Below are 14886 nucleotides of genomic sequence, written 5' to 3' on the forward strand. Positions count from 1 at the left end.
ACGCCCCGGCGGACGGCCGCCCCGGGCGAACACGTCGCCGACAGCCTGCCCCTAGTCGTGGCCGTGCAGGTCGGCCAGGGCCCGCAACCGGCGGACCTCGTCGACGACGAGCCGGTCGTCGGCCTCCGGGAGCCGCAGCACCGTCGCGAGCGTGGCGAGCAGGTCCCCGGACGGGGCCGCGTCGAGCTCGCGCAGCATCATCTGCACCGCCCCGTCCACCTGGGCCCGGTCGTAGCCGCGCAGCACGACGGTGAAGTCGGCCGCCCGCAGCGCCTCCCGTGCCCTCGCACGCTGTGCCGCGTCCTCGGCGTCGAGTGCCGCGGACGCCCGGCCGAGCTCCGCGTCGACCTGGCCCCGGTCGTAGCCGCGCAGCACGATGGTGAAATCGAGCCTCATGCCGGACATCCTAGAGACGACGCGCACCCGTCACCGGCGGCCGTCGGCGGGCTCGTCGTCGGTGGCCAGCCACAGCCAGACGACGAAGGCGATCGCCACCACCGCGGCGATGCCGGCCGCCCCGGTGACCATGGTCAGGCGGCTGGGCTCCGGGGAGGCCGCCGTCATGGCGTCGGACGACTTGCCCACGAGCAGCCCGGCGACCGTGGCGGGCACCCCGACGGCGGCGGTGATCAGCAGCGGCACGGTGGCCAGCCGGGTCGGGCGGCCGGGCGCGGCGACGGACCGGCGGGCACGCAGCAGCCGGACGCCGAGGACGGCGACGGCACCCCACGCCAGGACCACCAGCAGCGCGGCGATGATGTCACTGGGCCGGTGCCAGCGGGCCCACACGGTGCCGATCGCGATGGCCGCGGTGTAGCCCGCGCCGACCAGCGCGGCCGGCCCCCGCAGCGCCGCCGGTAACACGATGACCAGCGCGAACGCGACCGAGGCGGCGGCCGTGGTGTGGCCGCTGGGCAGCGAGTTGGGGTAGGTCAGGCCGTCCAGTGTGGGCCGGGGCAGCCAGTCCTTGAGCAGTTGGGTGGTGGCGTTGCCGCCCAGCACCAGGACGGCGGCCGCGATCGCGAGGTCGAGGCGCTTGCGGACCACACCGACGGCGGCCGCGATCAGGCACACCAGCACGAGGCCGGTCAGCGTGGTCGCGTTCAGGACGGTGCGGAGCAGGTCCTCCAGGCGCGGGTGGTGCACGTCGGTGCCGAGCATCGCCGCGGTGTCCAGCCACTGGCCGGAGATGGTGCGGACGAACACGTGGTAGGTGGCGAGCAGGCCCGCCCCGGCGGACACGCCGATGAGCACCGGCGCCGCCAGGTACGCCGCGCCGGGGCGTTTCCCGACGCGCTCCCGCACGCTGTCAGGACTCAGCGTGGTCATTCGTGGCCACCTCCCGGTTCGCCGTGACGGCCGAGCCTACGGACCGCCGTCAAACGCGCCGACGACGCCGAGGAGCTCCAGTCTGCCGTAGCTGTCGGAGCCCGGCACGGCCGTGTACACCAGTAATGAGTGTCCCTGGTCGGGGTCGAGCAATGCCTGGCAGGTCAGCTCCAGGGCGCCCACCTCGGGATGGACGAAGCGTTTGAGGTGGGCGTACCGGATGCCGATCTCGTGCTCGTTCCAGACGGCGCGAAACTCCGCGCTGCTCTCCAGCAGCAGGCTCTGCAGGTGGGCGGCCCGGGAGCGGGGGCCGCGGAGGGTGACCACATGACGCAGCCCGGAGGCGAACACGCGGGAGTGCATCGGGTGGTCGTCGGGGTGGTAGAGGGCACGGCAGGCGGGATCGGTGAACCAGCGGTAGCCGATGCTGCGGGCCGGCCCGGTGAACCGGGTGAGGTCACCGTTGAGGGCGACGCCGAGCCGGTTCTGCCGCAGGGTCTCGCCCAGCTCGGTGACGATCTCGGCGGGTGTGTCGGTGAGCCGGTCGAAGATGCGCAGCAGGCCGGGGCTGATGTGCTCGCCGGATCCGCCGCGGACCGGCGGGTGGTGCCCGGCGAGCCGGAACAGGTGGTCGCGCTCGTCGTGGGACAGGTGCAGGCCCTGCGCGATCGAGGCGATCATCTGCTCGGAGGGGTGCGGGCCACGCTCGCGCTCCAGCCGGCTGTAGTAGTCGGCGGAGATGTGGCAGAGCGTGGCCACCTCCTCCCGGCGCAGGCCGGACGTCCGGCGGCGTTGCCCGCGCGGCAGGCCGACGTCCTCGGGTTGCAGCGACTCGCGGCGCCGGCGCAGGAACTCGGCGAGACCGGCTCGATCGATCTGCATCACGTCACCGTATCTGCGCGAAAGACGTCTCGGTCAACTCCTCGGAGGTCCGCCACACCCGCTCGGCCTCCTCGCTGCGCAGACGCGAGTACAGCTTCTGCTCGGCCGGCGCGCCACCGAGGTGCCCCGGCCCGCTCGGTCCGTAGAAGCCGCCGTCACGCCCGGCCGTGGCGGCGAGAACGGCGGGCAGCGCCGCGGAGCCGGCCGTGCCGAGCAGGACGCCGCGCGCCGAGAGCGCGCCGATGAGCCTCCGGGCGACGGTCTCGCGGGATCGGCCGACCTCGGGGCGGGCGGCGAGCAGGCTGGTCGGCGCGACGCCGGGATGCGACAGGTTGCTGGTGACGCCCCACCCGTGCAGGCTGCTGCGCCGGGCCAGTTCAAGACCGAAGAGACCAAAGGCGATCTTCGACTGGCTGTACGCGCGCATGCCGTCATAGGAACGTTCCCAGTTGAGGTCGTCCCAGTTCACGGCGTTGGAGTTGGCGGCGACGCTGATCTGCGAGACGACTCGTGCCCGTCCGTCCCGTAGCAGCGGCATCAGGTGCGCGACGAGCGCGAAGTGCCCGAGATGGTTGGTCCCGAACTGCAGCTCGAAGCCGTCCGCGGTCACCTGCCGGTCGGGTGGTGTCATCACCCCGGCGTTGTTGACGAGCAGGTGGATCGGCCGGCCCTCGTCCCGCAGCTCCGCGCCGAGCGCCGCCACCGATGTCAGCGACGACAGCTCCAGGCTGCGCAGCGACAGTGCGGCGGCGGGGGTGCGCCGGCGGATCTCGGCGATCGCCGCCTCGCCCTTGCGGGGGTTGCGGACCGGTAGGACGATCTCGGCTCCGGCGGCGGCAAGGCGGGCGGCGATCTCGAGGCCGATCCCGTCGCTCGCACCGGTGATGACGGCGCGCTTGCCGGTGAGGTCGGGAACGGTGACGGTGGGTTGTCTGCGTGGCATGTGACCAGCATGCGGCCGTTCTCCGGGCGTATCCACGGCCTGACGATCCCAGGCTCGGGTGCGGTCAGCCGCGGCTGTTGAGGTAGCCGAGGACCAGGGCGGTCCACCAGGCGGCCTGCGAGATCGTCGTGGCCAGCCCGGAGCGGACCAGCAGGGACGTCGGCGGTTCGGGGTGGCGGGTCAGCTCGCGCAGGAGCACCGCGGCGTACACCCCGTTGACGCCGATGACCAGGACGGCGAGCGCCTTGGGGCCGGCCGGCATGCCGAGCAGGGCGCCGGAGGCCAGCAGACCGGCGAAACCGGCCCAGATCGGGACGTGGGTGCCCCGGGCGGTGCTCAGGACGTCGGCGAAGCCACGCCGGCCGGCCAGCCACAGCAGCCCGAACCAGTCGACGGTCAGCACCGCCCCGAACCCGATCACCATCGAGCCCAGGTGCACGAGCAGAGCCAGGTCGTGCACCCGCGGGGACACGTGCCGGTACGGGCTGACGGCGAGCACCGTCAGCCAGCACACCGCCACGAGCACGGCCTGCCCGACGGGCGAGGCGGGCCGCCGGTGCCGGCCGATTTCGACAACCACATACGGGAGACGGTGGCCGGCCCGGCGGACAACAGAAACTTCAGATCATGACCCAGGCGCGGGTACGCACGGAGTCGAGCACCGCATCGAGGACGGCGGCGGCCGCGGCCGCGTCGTCGAGGGTCGGGCCGTGCGGCGCGCCGTCGGCGATCGACCGCAGGAAGCCCGCCGCCTCGATGACCTTGGTGTCGTCGTAGCTCATGGCGATCCCGGCCCCCGGCTGGAAGGCCCCGAAGTCGCCCTGCCCCGGACCGGCGAAGACGGTCCGCCAGCTCTGTGACTGGAAGTCCTCGCCGGTGCTGACCGACAACTCCCCCATGCGGCGGAAGTCCCAGGCCAGCGCCCCGGTGGTGCCGTGCACCTCGAAGCCGTAGGTGTTCTGCTCGCCGACCGCCACCCGGCTCGCCTCCAGGACTCCGCGGGCGCCGCCGGCGAAGCGCAGCAGCGCGTGGACGTGGTCCTCGTTCTCGACCGGCCCGGGCGGTCCGTCGGCGCGCGAGAAGTGGCTGGCCGCGCCGGTGACGGTGGGCCGCCGCGGTATCACCGTGGTGGTGTCGGCGACCAGGGACTCGATGTCGCCGAGCAGGTGCCGGGCCAGGTCCACGGCGTGCGACGCCAGGTCGCCGAGCACGCCGCTGCCGCCGTGCGAGCGGGTGAACCGCCACGACAGCGCGCCCTCGGGGTGGGCCGCGTAGTCGCTGAAGAACCGGAACCGGGCGTTGGTGACCCGGCCGATCGCTCCACCGGCGATCAGGGCCCGGGCCTCGGCGACGGCCGGCGCGGCCCGGTAGTTGAACCCGACCGTGCTGCGCACCCCCGCTTTCGTGGCGGCGTCGGCCACCGCACGGGCGTCGTCGCCGGTCAGGCCGACCGGCTTCTCGATCCACAGGTGACGCCCGGACGCGGCGACGGCGGCGCCGATCTCCCGGTGCAGGAAGTTCGGGGCGGTGACGCTGACCGCCTCGACCCGCGGATCGCCGAGCAGCTCCCGCCAGTCGGTGGTCGCGCCGGCGAAGCCGTACTGCGCGGCGGCGGCCTCGGCCCGGCCCGGTTCCGGGTCGGCGACGGCGACGAGGTGGGGCGCGATCGGCAGGTCCGGGTAGTGGTGGCGCAGACGCAGATAGGCGCGGGTGTGCGCGTGCCCCATCCACCCGAACCCGACGACCGCGACACCGAGCGGCCGGGTCATCGGGCGACCCTGGTGAGAAGGCGGCCCGCCGACGAGGACGCCCCGGCGGAGAGGGTCATGACGGCTCGCGTTTCAGCTCGTGGGCGAGCTGGTCGAGCTCGGCGCCACCGGCCATCATTCGGGTCAGCTCGGCCAGCGACAGCTCGCTCTTGGCGAAGTCACCGAGGCTCTTCCCCCGGTTGAGCAGCAGGAACCGATCGCCCACCGGGTATGCGTGGTGCGGGTTGTGGGTGATGAAGACGACCCCGAGCCCCCGGTCGCGGGCCCGCGCGATGTAGCGCAGGACGACCCCGGCCTGTTTGACGCCGAGCGCCGACGTGGGCTCGTCGAGGATCAGCAGCCGCGCCCCGAAGTGGACGGCCCGGGCGATCGCCACCGACTGCCGTTCGCCGCCGGAGAGGGTGCCGACCGGCTGGTCCGGGTCGCGGATGTCGATGCCCATCTCGGCCAGCTCACGCCGGGTGGTCTCGATCGCGGTGGCCCGGTCGAAGCGACGGAACGGCCCCCACCCCTTGGTCGGCTCGGAGCCGAGGAAGAAGTTGCGCCAGATCGCCATCAGCGGCACCATCGCCAGGTCCTGGTAGACGGTGGCGATCCCGGCGTCCAGCGCCTCCCGCGGGCTGCCGAGCCGGACCGGTGCCCCGTCGATCAGCAGTTCACCGCCGTCCGGCTGGTGCACCCCGGACAGGATCTTGATGAATGTCGACTTGCCGGCGCCGTTGTCGCCGAGCACGCAGGTGACCTGCCCGGCGCGGACCGTCGTGGAGACGCCGCTGAGCGAGATCACGCTGCCGAACGTCTTGCTGACGTCGCGGATCTCCAGCAGTGGAGCGTCGGTCATCGCTACCTCCTCGACAGTTCGGCGAAGCGACGGATGTACTGGTTGGCCAGCACCGCGAGCAGCAGCATCGCGCCCAGGAAGAACTTGAACCAGTCGGCGTCCCACCCGGCGTAGACGATGCCCTGCGAGGTCATGCCGAAGATCAGCGCGCCGACCGACGCCCCGATCGCCGAGCCGAACCCGCCGGTGAGCAGGCAGCCGCCGATCACCGCGGCGACGATGTAGATCAGCTCCTGCCCGAAGCCGGCCTGCGCCTGGATCGAGGTGAGCCGCACGATCTGGGTGGTGCCGACGAACCACGCCGCGAACGACGTGATCATGAAGAGCGAGATCGTGGTACGCGCCACCGGAACCCCGACGTTGCGGCCCGCGTTCGCGTCACCGCCGGTGGCGAAGATCCAGTTGCCGAACCGGGTGCGCAGGAGCAGCCACGAACCCAGGATCGTCGCGACCACCCACCACAGGATCGCGATCTGGAAACTGGCCCCGGCGATCGTGATCTCACTGGCGAAGACGGCGTGCAGTACGTCGTACCCGATGATCTTGTTGAAGTTGTTGACCTGCACGGTGTTGGTCACGAGCTTGGTGATGCCCAGGTTGAGTCCCTGCAGCATGAGGAACGTGCCGAGCGTGATGATGAAGCTCGGCAACCCGGTCCGCACCACGAGATAGCCGTTGACGAAGCCGATGCCCAGGACGAGGGCCAGCGAGATCAGCAGCGCGACCCAGGTGTTGACGCCGTAGTAGGTGGTCAGCAGCCCGCTGGTGAGCGCCGCGGTGCCGGTCTGCACGCCCGCGGACAGGTCGAAGTGGCCACCGATCATCAGCAGCGCCACAGCGACCGCCATGATGCCGAGCGTGGAGGCCGGGTCGAGCCAGTTCGCCACCCCGGCCGCCGACCGGAAGACGTCGGAGAGGGCGGCGAAGAAGACGAAGACCAGGACGGCGCCGATCAGGGCGCCGAGCTCCGGCTTGAGCAGTACGCGTTTGAGCGGGCCGACCCGGGCCACACGTTCGTCCGGGCCGGCCGATGTGACGGTGTCTGCCGACATGTCAGCGGGTCCCGGCCGCCGCGAGCTGGGCGATCTGGGCCGCGTTGTCCTTGGTGACCAGGGCCGGGCCGGTCAGCACCTGCCGGCCGCCGCCGAGGACGTTGAGGTTCGACTTGTACTGGGTCAGCATGACGACCGCCTGGTAGCCCTGCAGGTAGGGCTGCTGGTCGACGGCGAAGAGGATGCTGCCGTCCTGGACTGCCTTGGCCACGTCGGCGTTCAGGTCGAAGGTGGCCAGTTTCGCGGCCGAGCCGGCCTCCTTGATGCCGGCGGAGGCGACGCTCGCGACCGGCCCGCCGAGGGTGACGACACCGTCGACGGCGGTGTCCGACTGGAGCTTCGACTTGATGGTGGCCTGCGAGGACTGCAGGTTGTTGATGTCGACCTGCAGGTTCTCGATCGGCGCGCCGAGCGTGCTCGCGACCGCGGCGCAGCGCTCCTCCAGGCCCACGTTGCCGGCCTCGTGGATGACGCAGACCGCCTTCTTGACGCCCTGGTTCTTCAGCTCGGCACCGACCGCCTCACCGGCGACCTTCTCGTCCTGTCCGATGTGGGTCAGGGCGCCGAACTCGGCAGACCGCGATGCACCGGAGTTGATGGTGATGACCGGGATGCCGGCCGCGACCGCCTTCTCCACGCTCGCCTTGAGGGCGTCCGGGTTGGCCATCGAGACGACCAGGCCGTCGACCTTCTGGTTCACCGCGGCGTCGATGAGCTGGGCCTGCTTCTGCGGGTCGCCGTCGCTGGAGTAGTTGACGGTGTCGCCCATGTCGGCGCCGGCCTTCTCCACACCGTTCTTCACGATGCTCCAGAAGGCGTCGCCGGCCGCCCCGTGCGTGACGACGGCGAGCTTGTATCCATAACCGCCCTTGCCACCGCTGGTGTCGGTGGTCTTCTCGGCGTTGACCGCGTTGTCGCTGCTGCACGCGGCGAGGACGAGCATCGTGGCGGACAGGGCGGCCACCGACGCCCACCTGCGAGACCTGCGCATCATCGGGGGATCCTCTCTATATATGTTTCGGCCGTGTTTCGCGACGTCTTGAGTGCAGCCTGTGACGCACCAAGACCAAGGTCAATACTTTGTCCTGACAATATTCGGAAGCCGGTGACAAGGCGCCACGATTGTCAGTACGCGCCACGGTAGGGCGCGGGCACGGCGACGGCACGCCGGAGGTCGTAACCGGGTTCGAGCGTGCCGAAGAGGCGATCCCACACGGTGGTGTAGAAGCCTAGGTTGTAGCGCGGATCGGCGTGGTGCCCGACGTGCATCGCCGGGGTGGCGACCCAGCGGAAGACCACGTGGCGGCGCACGGCCGGGGGCAGCGGCTCCACCCCGAGGTGGCCCAGGATCCCGAAGGCGAGGTTGAGGACCGCGTAGGCGCCCAGCGCCCACACCGAGAACGGGTGGACGGCGAGGATCACCAGCCACATCGCCCCGAACCCGACCGCTTCCAGCGGGTGCAGGGCGAACAGGGTGATCGGGCGGGCGTCGGCGAAGACGTGGTGCAGCCGGTGCACCCACGGGAACAGCACACGCAGGTGGACGGTGGCGTGACCGAGATACATCAGAACATCCATGACCAGGACCAGAACGGCGATTTCGGCGATCACGGCGAGGTCCAGCCCGGTCCGCAGGACGATGACGTCGGCCTTCCACAGCCACCAGCCGGCCACCGTGATCGCGGTGTTGACCACCGTCGTGCTCACGACCAGGGCCAGCTCGAGGCGCTCGACCGGGCCCGGATCGGGGGTGAGCCGCTGCGCGCCGGGCAGCCGGAGCGCGACGTGCCCGAGGAGGGCGCCGACGCCGACCAGGACCACGTTCTCCACCAGGGCGAGCAGCGTGAACCATCCCGGGTGCAGGCTATCGAGGAAGGTCAGCACGCTGGTCACGGGGCTGAGCGTACGGGGCAGGCCCGGCAAGGGGTGCCGGGCCTGCCTGTCCGTGGTGGTGGTTACTCCTGCTCGGGGGTGAGGACGATCTCGGCCGAGCCGGTCTGGCCGTCGGCGTCGGTGTACTCGGCGACGAAGACCGCCGCCAGGTTCTCCGCTCCGGCGTGACCCGGGTCGATGAACGTGGTGATCGAGCCGCTGCAGCCGGTGCTGGTGGAGAGCGGGTGCCCGTGCTGGTCGTGGCCGAGGATGTAGGACACCTGCACGTTCGCGCAGTTGACCGGGCTGTCGTCGACGATGGCGACCTCGTAGTTCACCGTGTCGCCGAACTCGAAGGGCTGGCCCTCGGTCGGTGTCACGAACGAGACGGTGGGCGCCACCGGGCCGACGTGCAGCAGGAACTCGGCGGAGGCGGACCGGCCGGTGGAGTCGGTGACCTTCAGGGTGGCCCGGTAGTCGCCGTTGACGGTGTACGTGTACGACGGGTTGGCCTGGCGGGAGTCGACGTCACCGTCGGCGTCGAAGTCCCATGCGTAGCGCAGCCGGTCGCCGTCCGGGTCGACGGTCCCGGCGCTGGAGAAGTCGACCGTGAACGGGGCCGAGCCGACCGTCGGCGTTCCACTGATCTTGACGATCGGGGTCTTGTTGCGCGGCGCGTAGTCGATCCGGGCGAGCTGCGCCTCCGGGTTCTCGGCGAAGTAGCCGTCACCGTACTCCAGGACGTAGAGCGCGCCGTCCGGGCCGAACTCCAGGTCCATCGGGTTGTCGAAGACGATCGACGGGAGCACCGACTCGATCGCGGTGACCTGGTTGCCGGTGCCGAGCGTCAACGCCTTGACGTAGTCACGGGTCCACTCGTAGAACAGCGGCTTGCCGTCGAAGTCGGCCGGCCACTTGAACGGCGACCGGTTGCGCCGGTCGTACTGGTAGGCGGGCCCACCCATCGGGCCGATGCCGCCGGTGCCGAGTTGCGGGAACTGGGCGCTCGCGCCGTACGAGTAGATGACCTCGGCCTTCTCGACCGGGGGCAGATTGCGCAGCCCGGTGTTGTTGGGCGACTCGTTGACCGGCTGCGCGCAGTTGAACGGCTGCCCGGAGGTGCTGGTGGCGAAGTCGTAGTCGACGTAGGGCATGTCCGGGGCGACGCAGTACGGCCACCCGTAGTTGGCGGGCCTGTCGATGGCCATCCAGCGGCCGTGGCCGGCGGGCCCGCGGGCGGCGTTGGGCTGGTTGGCGTCGGGCGAGTAGTCGGCCATGTAGATCACGCCGGTCTGCTCGTCGACGTCGAAGCGGAACGGGTTGCGCAGCCCCATCGCGTAGATCTCCGGGCGGGTCTTCGGGGTGCCCTTCTTGAAGAGGTTGCCCTTCGGGACCGTGTAACCGCCGTTCGGCTTGACCGTGATGCGCAGCAACTTGCCACGCAGGTCGTTGGTGTTGGCCGAGCTGCGCTGGGCGTCGAAGGCCGGGTTGCGGTCCGGGCGCTCGTCGATCGGCGTGTAGCCGGAGGAGGCGAACGGGTTGGTGTCGTCACCGGTCGACAGGTACAGGTTGCCGTGCCGGTCGAAGTCGATCTTGCCGCCGACGTGGCAGCAGATGCCCCGGTCGACCGGCACCTGCAGGATCTTCTGCTCGCTGCCCAACTGGAGGGTGTTGCCGCGCAGCTTGAACCGGGACAGCTGCAGGTGGCCCTTGAACGGGGCGAAATCGGCGGCCGTGCCGGTCTCCGGCGCGTTGCCCTCGTTGACGCTGGGCGTGGCCGGGTCGTCCTCGGGAGTGTTCAGCACCGGGGAGTAGTAGACGTACACCCAGTGGTTGCGGCTGAAGTCCGGGTCGATGGCGATGCCCTGCACGCCCTCCTCGTCGTGCAGGTAGACCGGGAGGGTGGCGGCCAGGACGTTGCGGCCGGTGCTGGGCTCGTGGATGCGGATCTGCCCCTTGCGGGCGGTGTGCAGCACCCGCTTGTCGGGCAGGACGGCCAGGGCGATCGGCTCGCCCGGGAAGTCGTTGAGGGTGACCTTCTGGAAGTCGGAGTCCGGTGGCGGGGCCGCCTGGGCGGGGCTGCCGAAGCCGGCGACCCCGGTGGTGGCCAGCAGGATCGCGGCTGCCGTGGCGAGGAGTCGTCGCATGTCAGTACCTCAGTCCGGTCAGGTACTGGTAGCCGACACGGGCGGTGTCCAGGGCCTGCGCGGGGGTGCGGGGCGGGCTGCCGGCGTCGTCGCGCTCCACGATGTACTCGATGAGCCCGGCCTCGTTCGCCCGGCGGAAGACCCGCTCGAAGTCGATCAGCCCGTCACCGGGGTCGGCGAAGCCGCTGTTGATGTTCATGTCCTTGACGTGGACCTGCTTGATGCGGCGGCGGTTGCGCTCGATCAGGTCGACCGGGTCGGCGGCACCGCGCCACGCCCAGTAGATGTCGACCTCCAGGTGGACCAGGCGCGGGTCGGTCTCCTGGGTGAGGATGTCGAAGCCGGTGCGCTCGCCGCCGTCCTGGCGCAGGAACTCGTTGTGGTGGTTGTGGTAGCCGAAGCTGAGCCCGGCCCGGCGGGCCAGCTCACCGGCCTTGTTGAGGTCGGCGGCGAAGGCCCGGTAGACGGCGCCGTTCCGGATCGGGCCGTTGGCGTCGGTGCCGAAGTACGGGTGGACGATGTACTTGTTGCCGACGATCGCGGCGTCTTCGAGCGCGCGCTTCCAGGTCTCGGCGTTCCACGGTTGCGGGATGCCGGCGTGCCCCGAGGTGGCGCGCAGCCCCGCGTTGTTCAGGGCGGCCCGGAACTGGGCGGCGGTACGGCCGACGAACCCGGCGTGCTCGACCCGCTTGTAGCCGATCGCGGCGAGCTGGGTGAAGCTGCCCTCGAGGTCGACGGCGAGCTGGTTGCGCAGCGTGTAGAGCTGCACGCTGATCTGGTCGCGGGGGACCCGGTGCGGTGAGGAGTGCCCGCCGGCCGCGGCCGGCGAGCCGAGCGCGGTGGACGCTCCGATGGCTGCGGCCCCGGCGGCCGCGGCGCCCAGGAGGCCGCGGCGGCTCAATGAGGACTGTTCGGGCGGTGACTCGTGCATGCGGTGGTGCCTCCGGTTTCGCATATTGAACACGGATGGCATGCGGGGGCACGGTGACGGCAGACCCGCATGCGGCAACTTTCGTGCAGAGCGGCTTCCGTACCGGACGTTACCGCGAATTCACGGTCGTCACTAGAGAAACATATGGATGAAACAAATGAAACTTTCGTCGCCGTAGACAAAAGGGCACGGCGGAGTGGCCGGGCGCTGTCGCACCCGGCCCCTTGCGGACGGCGGTTACTGGTTGGAGGAGAAGGCGGCGTCGAAAGCGGCCGACGGGGCGTCGAACGCGAGCCGGCGCACGAACTGCAGGGCCTCCGGCGCGCCGACGAGCCGGTCCATCCCGGCGTCCTCCCACTCGATGGAGATCGGGCCGTCGTAGCCGATCGCGTTGAGCGCCCGGAAGCAGTCCTCCCACGGCACGTCGCCGTGGCCGGTCGACACGAAGTCCCAGCCGCGCCGCAGGTCGGCCCAGGGCAGGTGGGAGCTGAGCCGGCCCCGGCGGCCGTCGCCGGTGCGCACCTTCGCGTCCTTGCAGTCCACGTGGTAGATGCGGTCGGCGAAGTCGAAGATGAAGTTGACCGGGTCGAGCTCCTGCCAGACGAAGTGCGACGGGTCCCAGTTCAGGCCGAACGCGGGCCGGTGGCCGATCGCCTCCAGCGTGCGCTTGGTGGTCCAGTAGTCGTAGGCGATCTCACTGGGGTGCACCTCGTGGGCGAACCGGACGCCGACGGAGTCGAAGACGTCGAGGATCGGGTTCCACCGGTCGGCGAAGTCCTGGTAGCCGCGCTCGATCATCGACGGCGGGACCGGCGGGAACATGGCCAGCGTGTGCCAGATCGACGATCCGGTGAATCCGACGACGGTACGCACGCCGAGCGCCGCCGCGGCCCGGGCGGTGTCCTTGATCTCCTCGGCCGCCCGCTGCCGTACCCCTTCGGGCTCGCCGTCGCCCCAGATCCGGGCGGGCAGGATGTCCTGGTGCCGCTCGTCGATCGGGTGGTCGCAGACGGCCTGGCCGACCAGGTGGTTGGAGATCGCGAACACCTGCAGGTTGTGCTTGGCCAGGGTCTCGCGTTTGCGCTCGATGTAGCCGTCGTCGGCGAGTGCCTTGTCGACCTCGAAGTGGTCGCCCCAGCAGGCGATCTCCAGGCCGTCGTAGCCCCAGCCGGAGGCCAGCCGGCACACCTCGTCGAACGGCAGGTCGGCCCACTGGCCGGTGAACAGCGTGATCGGTCGTGCCATGGTCTCACTTCCTCGCAGCAGGTCCCAGGATCGGTACACGGGATTCGATGCCCGGCGCGAGGAGCCGGAGAGGTGAGCGGTCAGGGCAGGCTGCGGCGGGGCATGCCGGGGTGGGTTGCGCCTCCCGTCCCGGACACCGCTGTGTCCACGGTCACCGCAACCCACCCTAGTAGCGGAGGTACGTCTAGGGAAGACGCCACTGCTGGTTCGCGGCGGTGTGACAGTCCCAGAGGTGGATCTGCTGACCGTCGGCGGAGCTGTTCTGCGACACGTCCAGGCACCGGCCGGACTGCGGGTTGCGGACCGTGCCGTTCGCCTGCGCCGCCCAGCTCTGCGCGCCGCTGCCGTTGCAGGTCCAGAGCTGCGCCTTCGTGCCGTTGGCGGTGCCGCCACCGGCCACGTCCAGGCACTTGCCGGACTGCGGGTTGCGCCAGGTCTGGCCGCTGATCGCCCAGACCTGTGCGCCGGAGCCGTTGCAGGTCCAGAGCTGGACCTTCGTGCCGTCCGCGCTGCCGCCGCCACTGATGTCCAGGCACTTGCCGGCCAGCCCGACGACCGGCCCGCCCGGCGAGGGCGACCCGGTCAGCTCCTTGATCCGGACGTTGCGGAACGAGGCGTCGTCACCGTCACCGTGGTTCTGGAGACCGATGTGGCCGGCGAGCGACCGTACCGGATCGGTGTTGGTGAAGTCGTTGATCTTGACGCTGTTGAGGAAGACCTGCAGGCGCTCACCCTCGACCAGGAGCTCGTAGGTGTTCCACTCCCCCGGCGGGTTGAGCGCGGCGTCGCGGGCGGCGATGTCGGCGGCCTTGAAGGTGTAGACCGAGCCGGTGGTGCGGTCGGCCGCGTCGGTGGCGTCGATCTGGATCTCGTAGCCGTTGTTCACCGCCGACCACGGGTCACTGGACGGCGGGAAGCCGATGAACACGCCGGTGTTGTCGTCCCCGGCCAGCCTCCAGTCGAGCTTCAGCGAGTAGTTCGTGAACTGCTTCGCCGAATACCAGAACAGGCCCATCCCGCCGGTCGACGTCAGGGTGGCGTCGGTGCTGGTGAAGGCGCCCGGCCCGGCCTGCGACCAGCCGGTGGTGGACCCGTTGTAGAGAGCGGTGTAGCCGGTCTCCGGACGGCAGTCGGCGTTGGTGCGCTTGGCCGTGTAGCGGATCCCGCCGAGCAGGTGCGCCCGGAACGCGGTCTCGCTGTAGGCCGACGCGGTGTGACCGCCGCCGGTGTAGAAGGAGCGGCCCGCGTCGACCGTCTTGCACCAGGCGTGCGGGTGGTCGGCGCCCATCTGCCCACCGGCGTACGAGCCCTCGTCGAGCGTGGCCAGCACGTGCGCGGTGCTGCGGGCGTTGGTGCGGTAGTCGTACCACTCGTCGGTGCGCGGCCAGGTCTGCGGCAGATGGGCGGTGGCCGCGTGCGCCCGGTCCTCCACCTTGACGGTGGCCTGCTGCACCGCCGGGTGCGAGGCGAAGTACGCGCCGACGAGCTGGCCGTAGAAGGGCCAGTCGTACTCGGTGTCGGCGGCCGCGTGCACGCCGGTGTAGCCGCCACCGGCCCGGATGTAGGACTCGAACGCGGTCTGCTGGCTAGCGTCGAGGACGTCGCCGGTGGTGTTGAGGAAGACGACGGTCTCGAAACGGGACAGGTTGGCGCTGGTGAACGCGGTCGCGTCCTCCGTCGCGGTCACGGTGAAGTTGTTGGCCGCGCCCAGGTCACGGACGGCCTGGACACCGGCGGCGATCGAGTCGTGCCGGAAACCGGCGGTCTTGGAGAAGACGAGCACGTCGTAGGCGGGGTCGGCGGCGACGGCGGGAGCCGCCACGGCGGTGAAGGCCACGGTGGTCAGTGCGGCCGTGAAGATACGTTTGAGCATGG

The 14886-nt window shown here is 70.7% G+C and carries 14 protein-coding genes; all 14 read right to left on the bottom strand.

Features of this window, described 5'->3' with window-relative positions:
* Positions 1–51 precede the first annotated feature (51 nt).
* The 14 genes from ACQPZW_RS33695 to ACQPZW_RS33760 all read right to left on the bottom strand — a co-directional run bounded on the left by ACQPZW_RS33695 (position 52) and on the right by ACQPZW_RS33760 (position 14884).
* The gene (locus tag ACQPZW_RS33695) at positions 52–396 is read right to left on the bottom strand and encodes a hypothetical protein (protein WP_433790051.1); all 345 of its coding nucleotides are present in this window, start codon (positions 394–396) and stop codon (positions 52–54) included.
* Positions 397–426: 30 nt separating this feature from the next.
* Positions 427–1329, bottom strand: coding sequence for a phosphatase PAP2 family protein (locus ACQPZW_RS33700; RefSeq protein ID WP_433790052.1), 903 nt, complete (start codon positions 1327–1329; stop codon positions 427–429).
* Positions 1330–1365: 36 nt separating this feature from the next.
* Positions 1366–2211 carry a helix-turn-helix transcriptional regulator gene (locus ACQPZW_RS33705; protein WP_433790053.1) on the bottom strand — a complete coding sequence of 282 codons (846 nt, stop codon included), beginning with the start codon at positions 2209–2211 and terminating at the stop codon, positions 1366–1368.
* A gap of 4 nt (positions 2212–2215) precedes the next feature.
* Positions 2216–3154 carry an SDR family oxidoreductase gene (locus ACQPZW_RS33710; RefSeq protein ID WP_433790054.1) on the bottom strand — a complete coding sequence of 313 codons (939 nt, stop codon included), beginning with the start codon at positions 3152–3154 and terminating at the stop codon, positions 2216–2218.
* A 64-nt stretch (positions 3155–3218) separates the two neighbouring features.
* On the bottom strand, positions 3219–3734 hold the full coding sequence (locus ACQPZW_RS33715; protein WP_433790055.1) for a hypothetical protein: 516 nt from the start codon (positions 3732–3734) through the stop codon (positions 3219–3221).
* A 40-nt stretch (positions 3735–3774) separates the two neighbouring features.
* Positions 3775–4923 carry a Gfo/Idh/MocA family protein gene (locus tag ACQPZW_RS33720; protein WP_433790056.1) on the bottom strand — a complete coding sequence of 383 codons (1149 nt, stop codon included), beginning with the start codon at positions 4921–4923 and terminating at the stop codon, positions 3775–3777.
* Between the two features lie 55 nt (positions 4924–4978).
* On the bottom strand, positions 4979–5764 hold the full coding sequence (locus tag ACQPZW_RS33725; protein ID WP_433790057.1) for an ATP-binding cassette domain-containing protein: 786 nt from the start codon (positions 5762–5764) through the stop codon (positions 4979–4981).
* Between the two features lie 2 nt (positions 5765–5766).
* Entirely contained in the window at positions 5767–6816 is a 1050-nt protein-coding gene (locus ACQPZW_RS33730; RefSeq protein ID WP_433790058.1) for an ABC transporter permease, read from the bottom strand.
* Between the two features lies 1 nt (position 6817).
* A complete protein-coding gene (locus ACQPZW_RS33735) occupies positions 6818–7810 on the bottom strand; it encodes a sugar ABC transporter substrate-binding protein (RefSeq protein ID WP_433790059.1) in 993 nt (330 codons plus the stop codon).
* A 131-nt stretch (positions 7811–7941) separates the two neighbouring features.
* Positions 7942–8709 carry a sterol desaturase family protein gene (locus tag ACQPZW_RS33740; RefSeq protein WP_433790060.1) on the bottom strand — a complete coding sequence of 256 codons (768 nt, stop codon included), beginning with the start codon at positions 8707–8709 and terminating at the stop codon, positions 7942–7944.
* Positions 8710–8771: 62 nt separating this feature from the next.
* Positions 8772–10835, bottom strand: a complete 2064-nt coding sequence (locus tag ACQPZW_RS33745) for a PQQ-dependent sugar dehydrogenase (protein ID WP_433790061.1) — start codon at positions 10833–10835, stop codon at positions 8772–8774.
* 1 nt (position 10836) lies between these two features.
* The gene (locus ACQPZW_RS33750) at positions 10837–11766 is read right to left on the bottom strand and encodes a sugar phosphate isomerase/epimerase family protein (RefSeq protein ID WP_433790062.1); all 930 of its coding nucleotides are present in this window, start codon (positions 11764–11766) and stop codon (positions 10837–10839) included.
* Positions 11767–12003: 237 nt separating this feature from the next.
* Positions 12004–13011: a sugar phosphate isomerase/epimerase family protein gene (locus tag ACQPZW_RS33755; protein ID WP_433790063.1), complete on the bottom strand. Its 1008-nt coding sequence runs from the start codon at positions 13009–13011 to the stop codon at positions 12004–12006.
* Between the two features lie 184 nt (positions 13012–13195).
* A complete protein-coding gene (locus ACQPZW_RS33760; RefSeq protein ID WP_433790064.1) occupies positions 13196–14884 on the bottom strand; it encodes a ThuA domain-containing protein in 1689 nt (562 codons plus the stop codon).
* Between the last annotated feature and the right edge of the window lie 2 nt (positions 14885–14886).

It is taken from the genome of Actinoplanes sp. CA-252034, from assembly GCF_050956125.1.
Lineage (GTDB): Bacteria > Actinomycetota > Actinomycetes > Mycobacteriales > Micromonosporaceae > Actinoplanes.

Bases quoted from the DNA above. Each gene is read 5' to 3' on its own strand.
- ACQPZW_RS33745 (WP_433790061.1), bottom strand. From the start codon at position 10,835: ATGCGACGACTCCTCGCCACGGCAGCCGCGATCCTGCTGGCCACCACC.
- ACQPZW_RS33710 (WP_433790054.1), bottom strand. From the start codon at position 3,154: ATGCCACGCAGACAACCCACCGTCACCGTTCCCGACCTCACCGGCAAG.
- ACQPZW_RS33750 (WP_433790062.1), bottom strand. From the start codon at position 11,766: ATGCACGAGTCACCGCCCGAACAGTCCTCATTGAGCCGCCGCGGCCTC.
- ACQPZW_RS33695 (WP_433790051.1), bottom strand. From the start codon at position 396: ATGAGGCTCGATTTCACCATCGTGCTGCGCGGCTACGACCGGGGCCAG.
- ACQPZW_RS33700 (WP_433790052.1), bottom strand. From the start codon at position 1,329: ATGACCACGCTGAGTCCTGACAGCGTGCGGGAGCGCGTCGGGAAACGC.
- ACQPZW_RS33735 (WP_433790059.1), bottom strand. From the start codon at position 7,810: ATGATGCGCAGGTCTCGCAGGTGGGCGTCGGTGGCCGCCCTGTCCGCC.
- ACQPZW_RS33720 (WP_433790056.1), bottom strand. From the start codon at position 4,923: ATGACCCGGCCGCTCGGTGTCGCGGTCGTCGGGTTCGGGTGGATGGGG.
- ACQPZW_RS33705 (WP_433790053.1), bottom strand. From the start codon at position 2,211: ATGCAGATCGATCGAGCCGGTCTCGCCGAGTTCCTGCGCCGGCGCCGC.
- ACQPZW_RS33730 (WP_433790058.1), bottom strand. From the start codon at position 6,816: ATGTCGGCAGACACCGTCACATCGGCCGGCCCGGACGAACGTGTGGCC.
- ACQPZW_RS33725 (WP_433790057.1), bottom strand. From the start codon at position 5,764: ATGACCGACGCTCCACTGCTGGAGATCCGCGACGTCAGCAAGACGTTC.
- ACQPZW_RS33755 (WP_433790063.1), bottom strand. From the start codon at position 13,011: ATGGCACGACCGATCACGCTGTTCACCGGCCAGTGGGCCGACCTGCCG.
- ACQPZW_RS33760 (WP_433790064.1), bottom strand. From the start codon at position 14,884: ATGCTCAAACGTATCTTCACGGCCGCACTGACCACCGTGGCCTTCACC.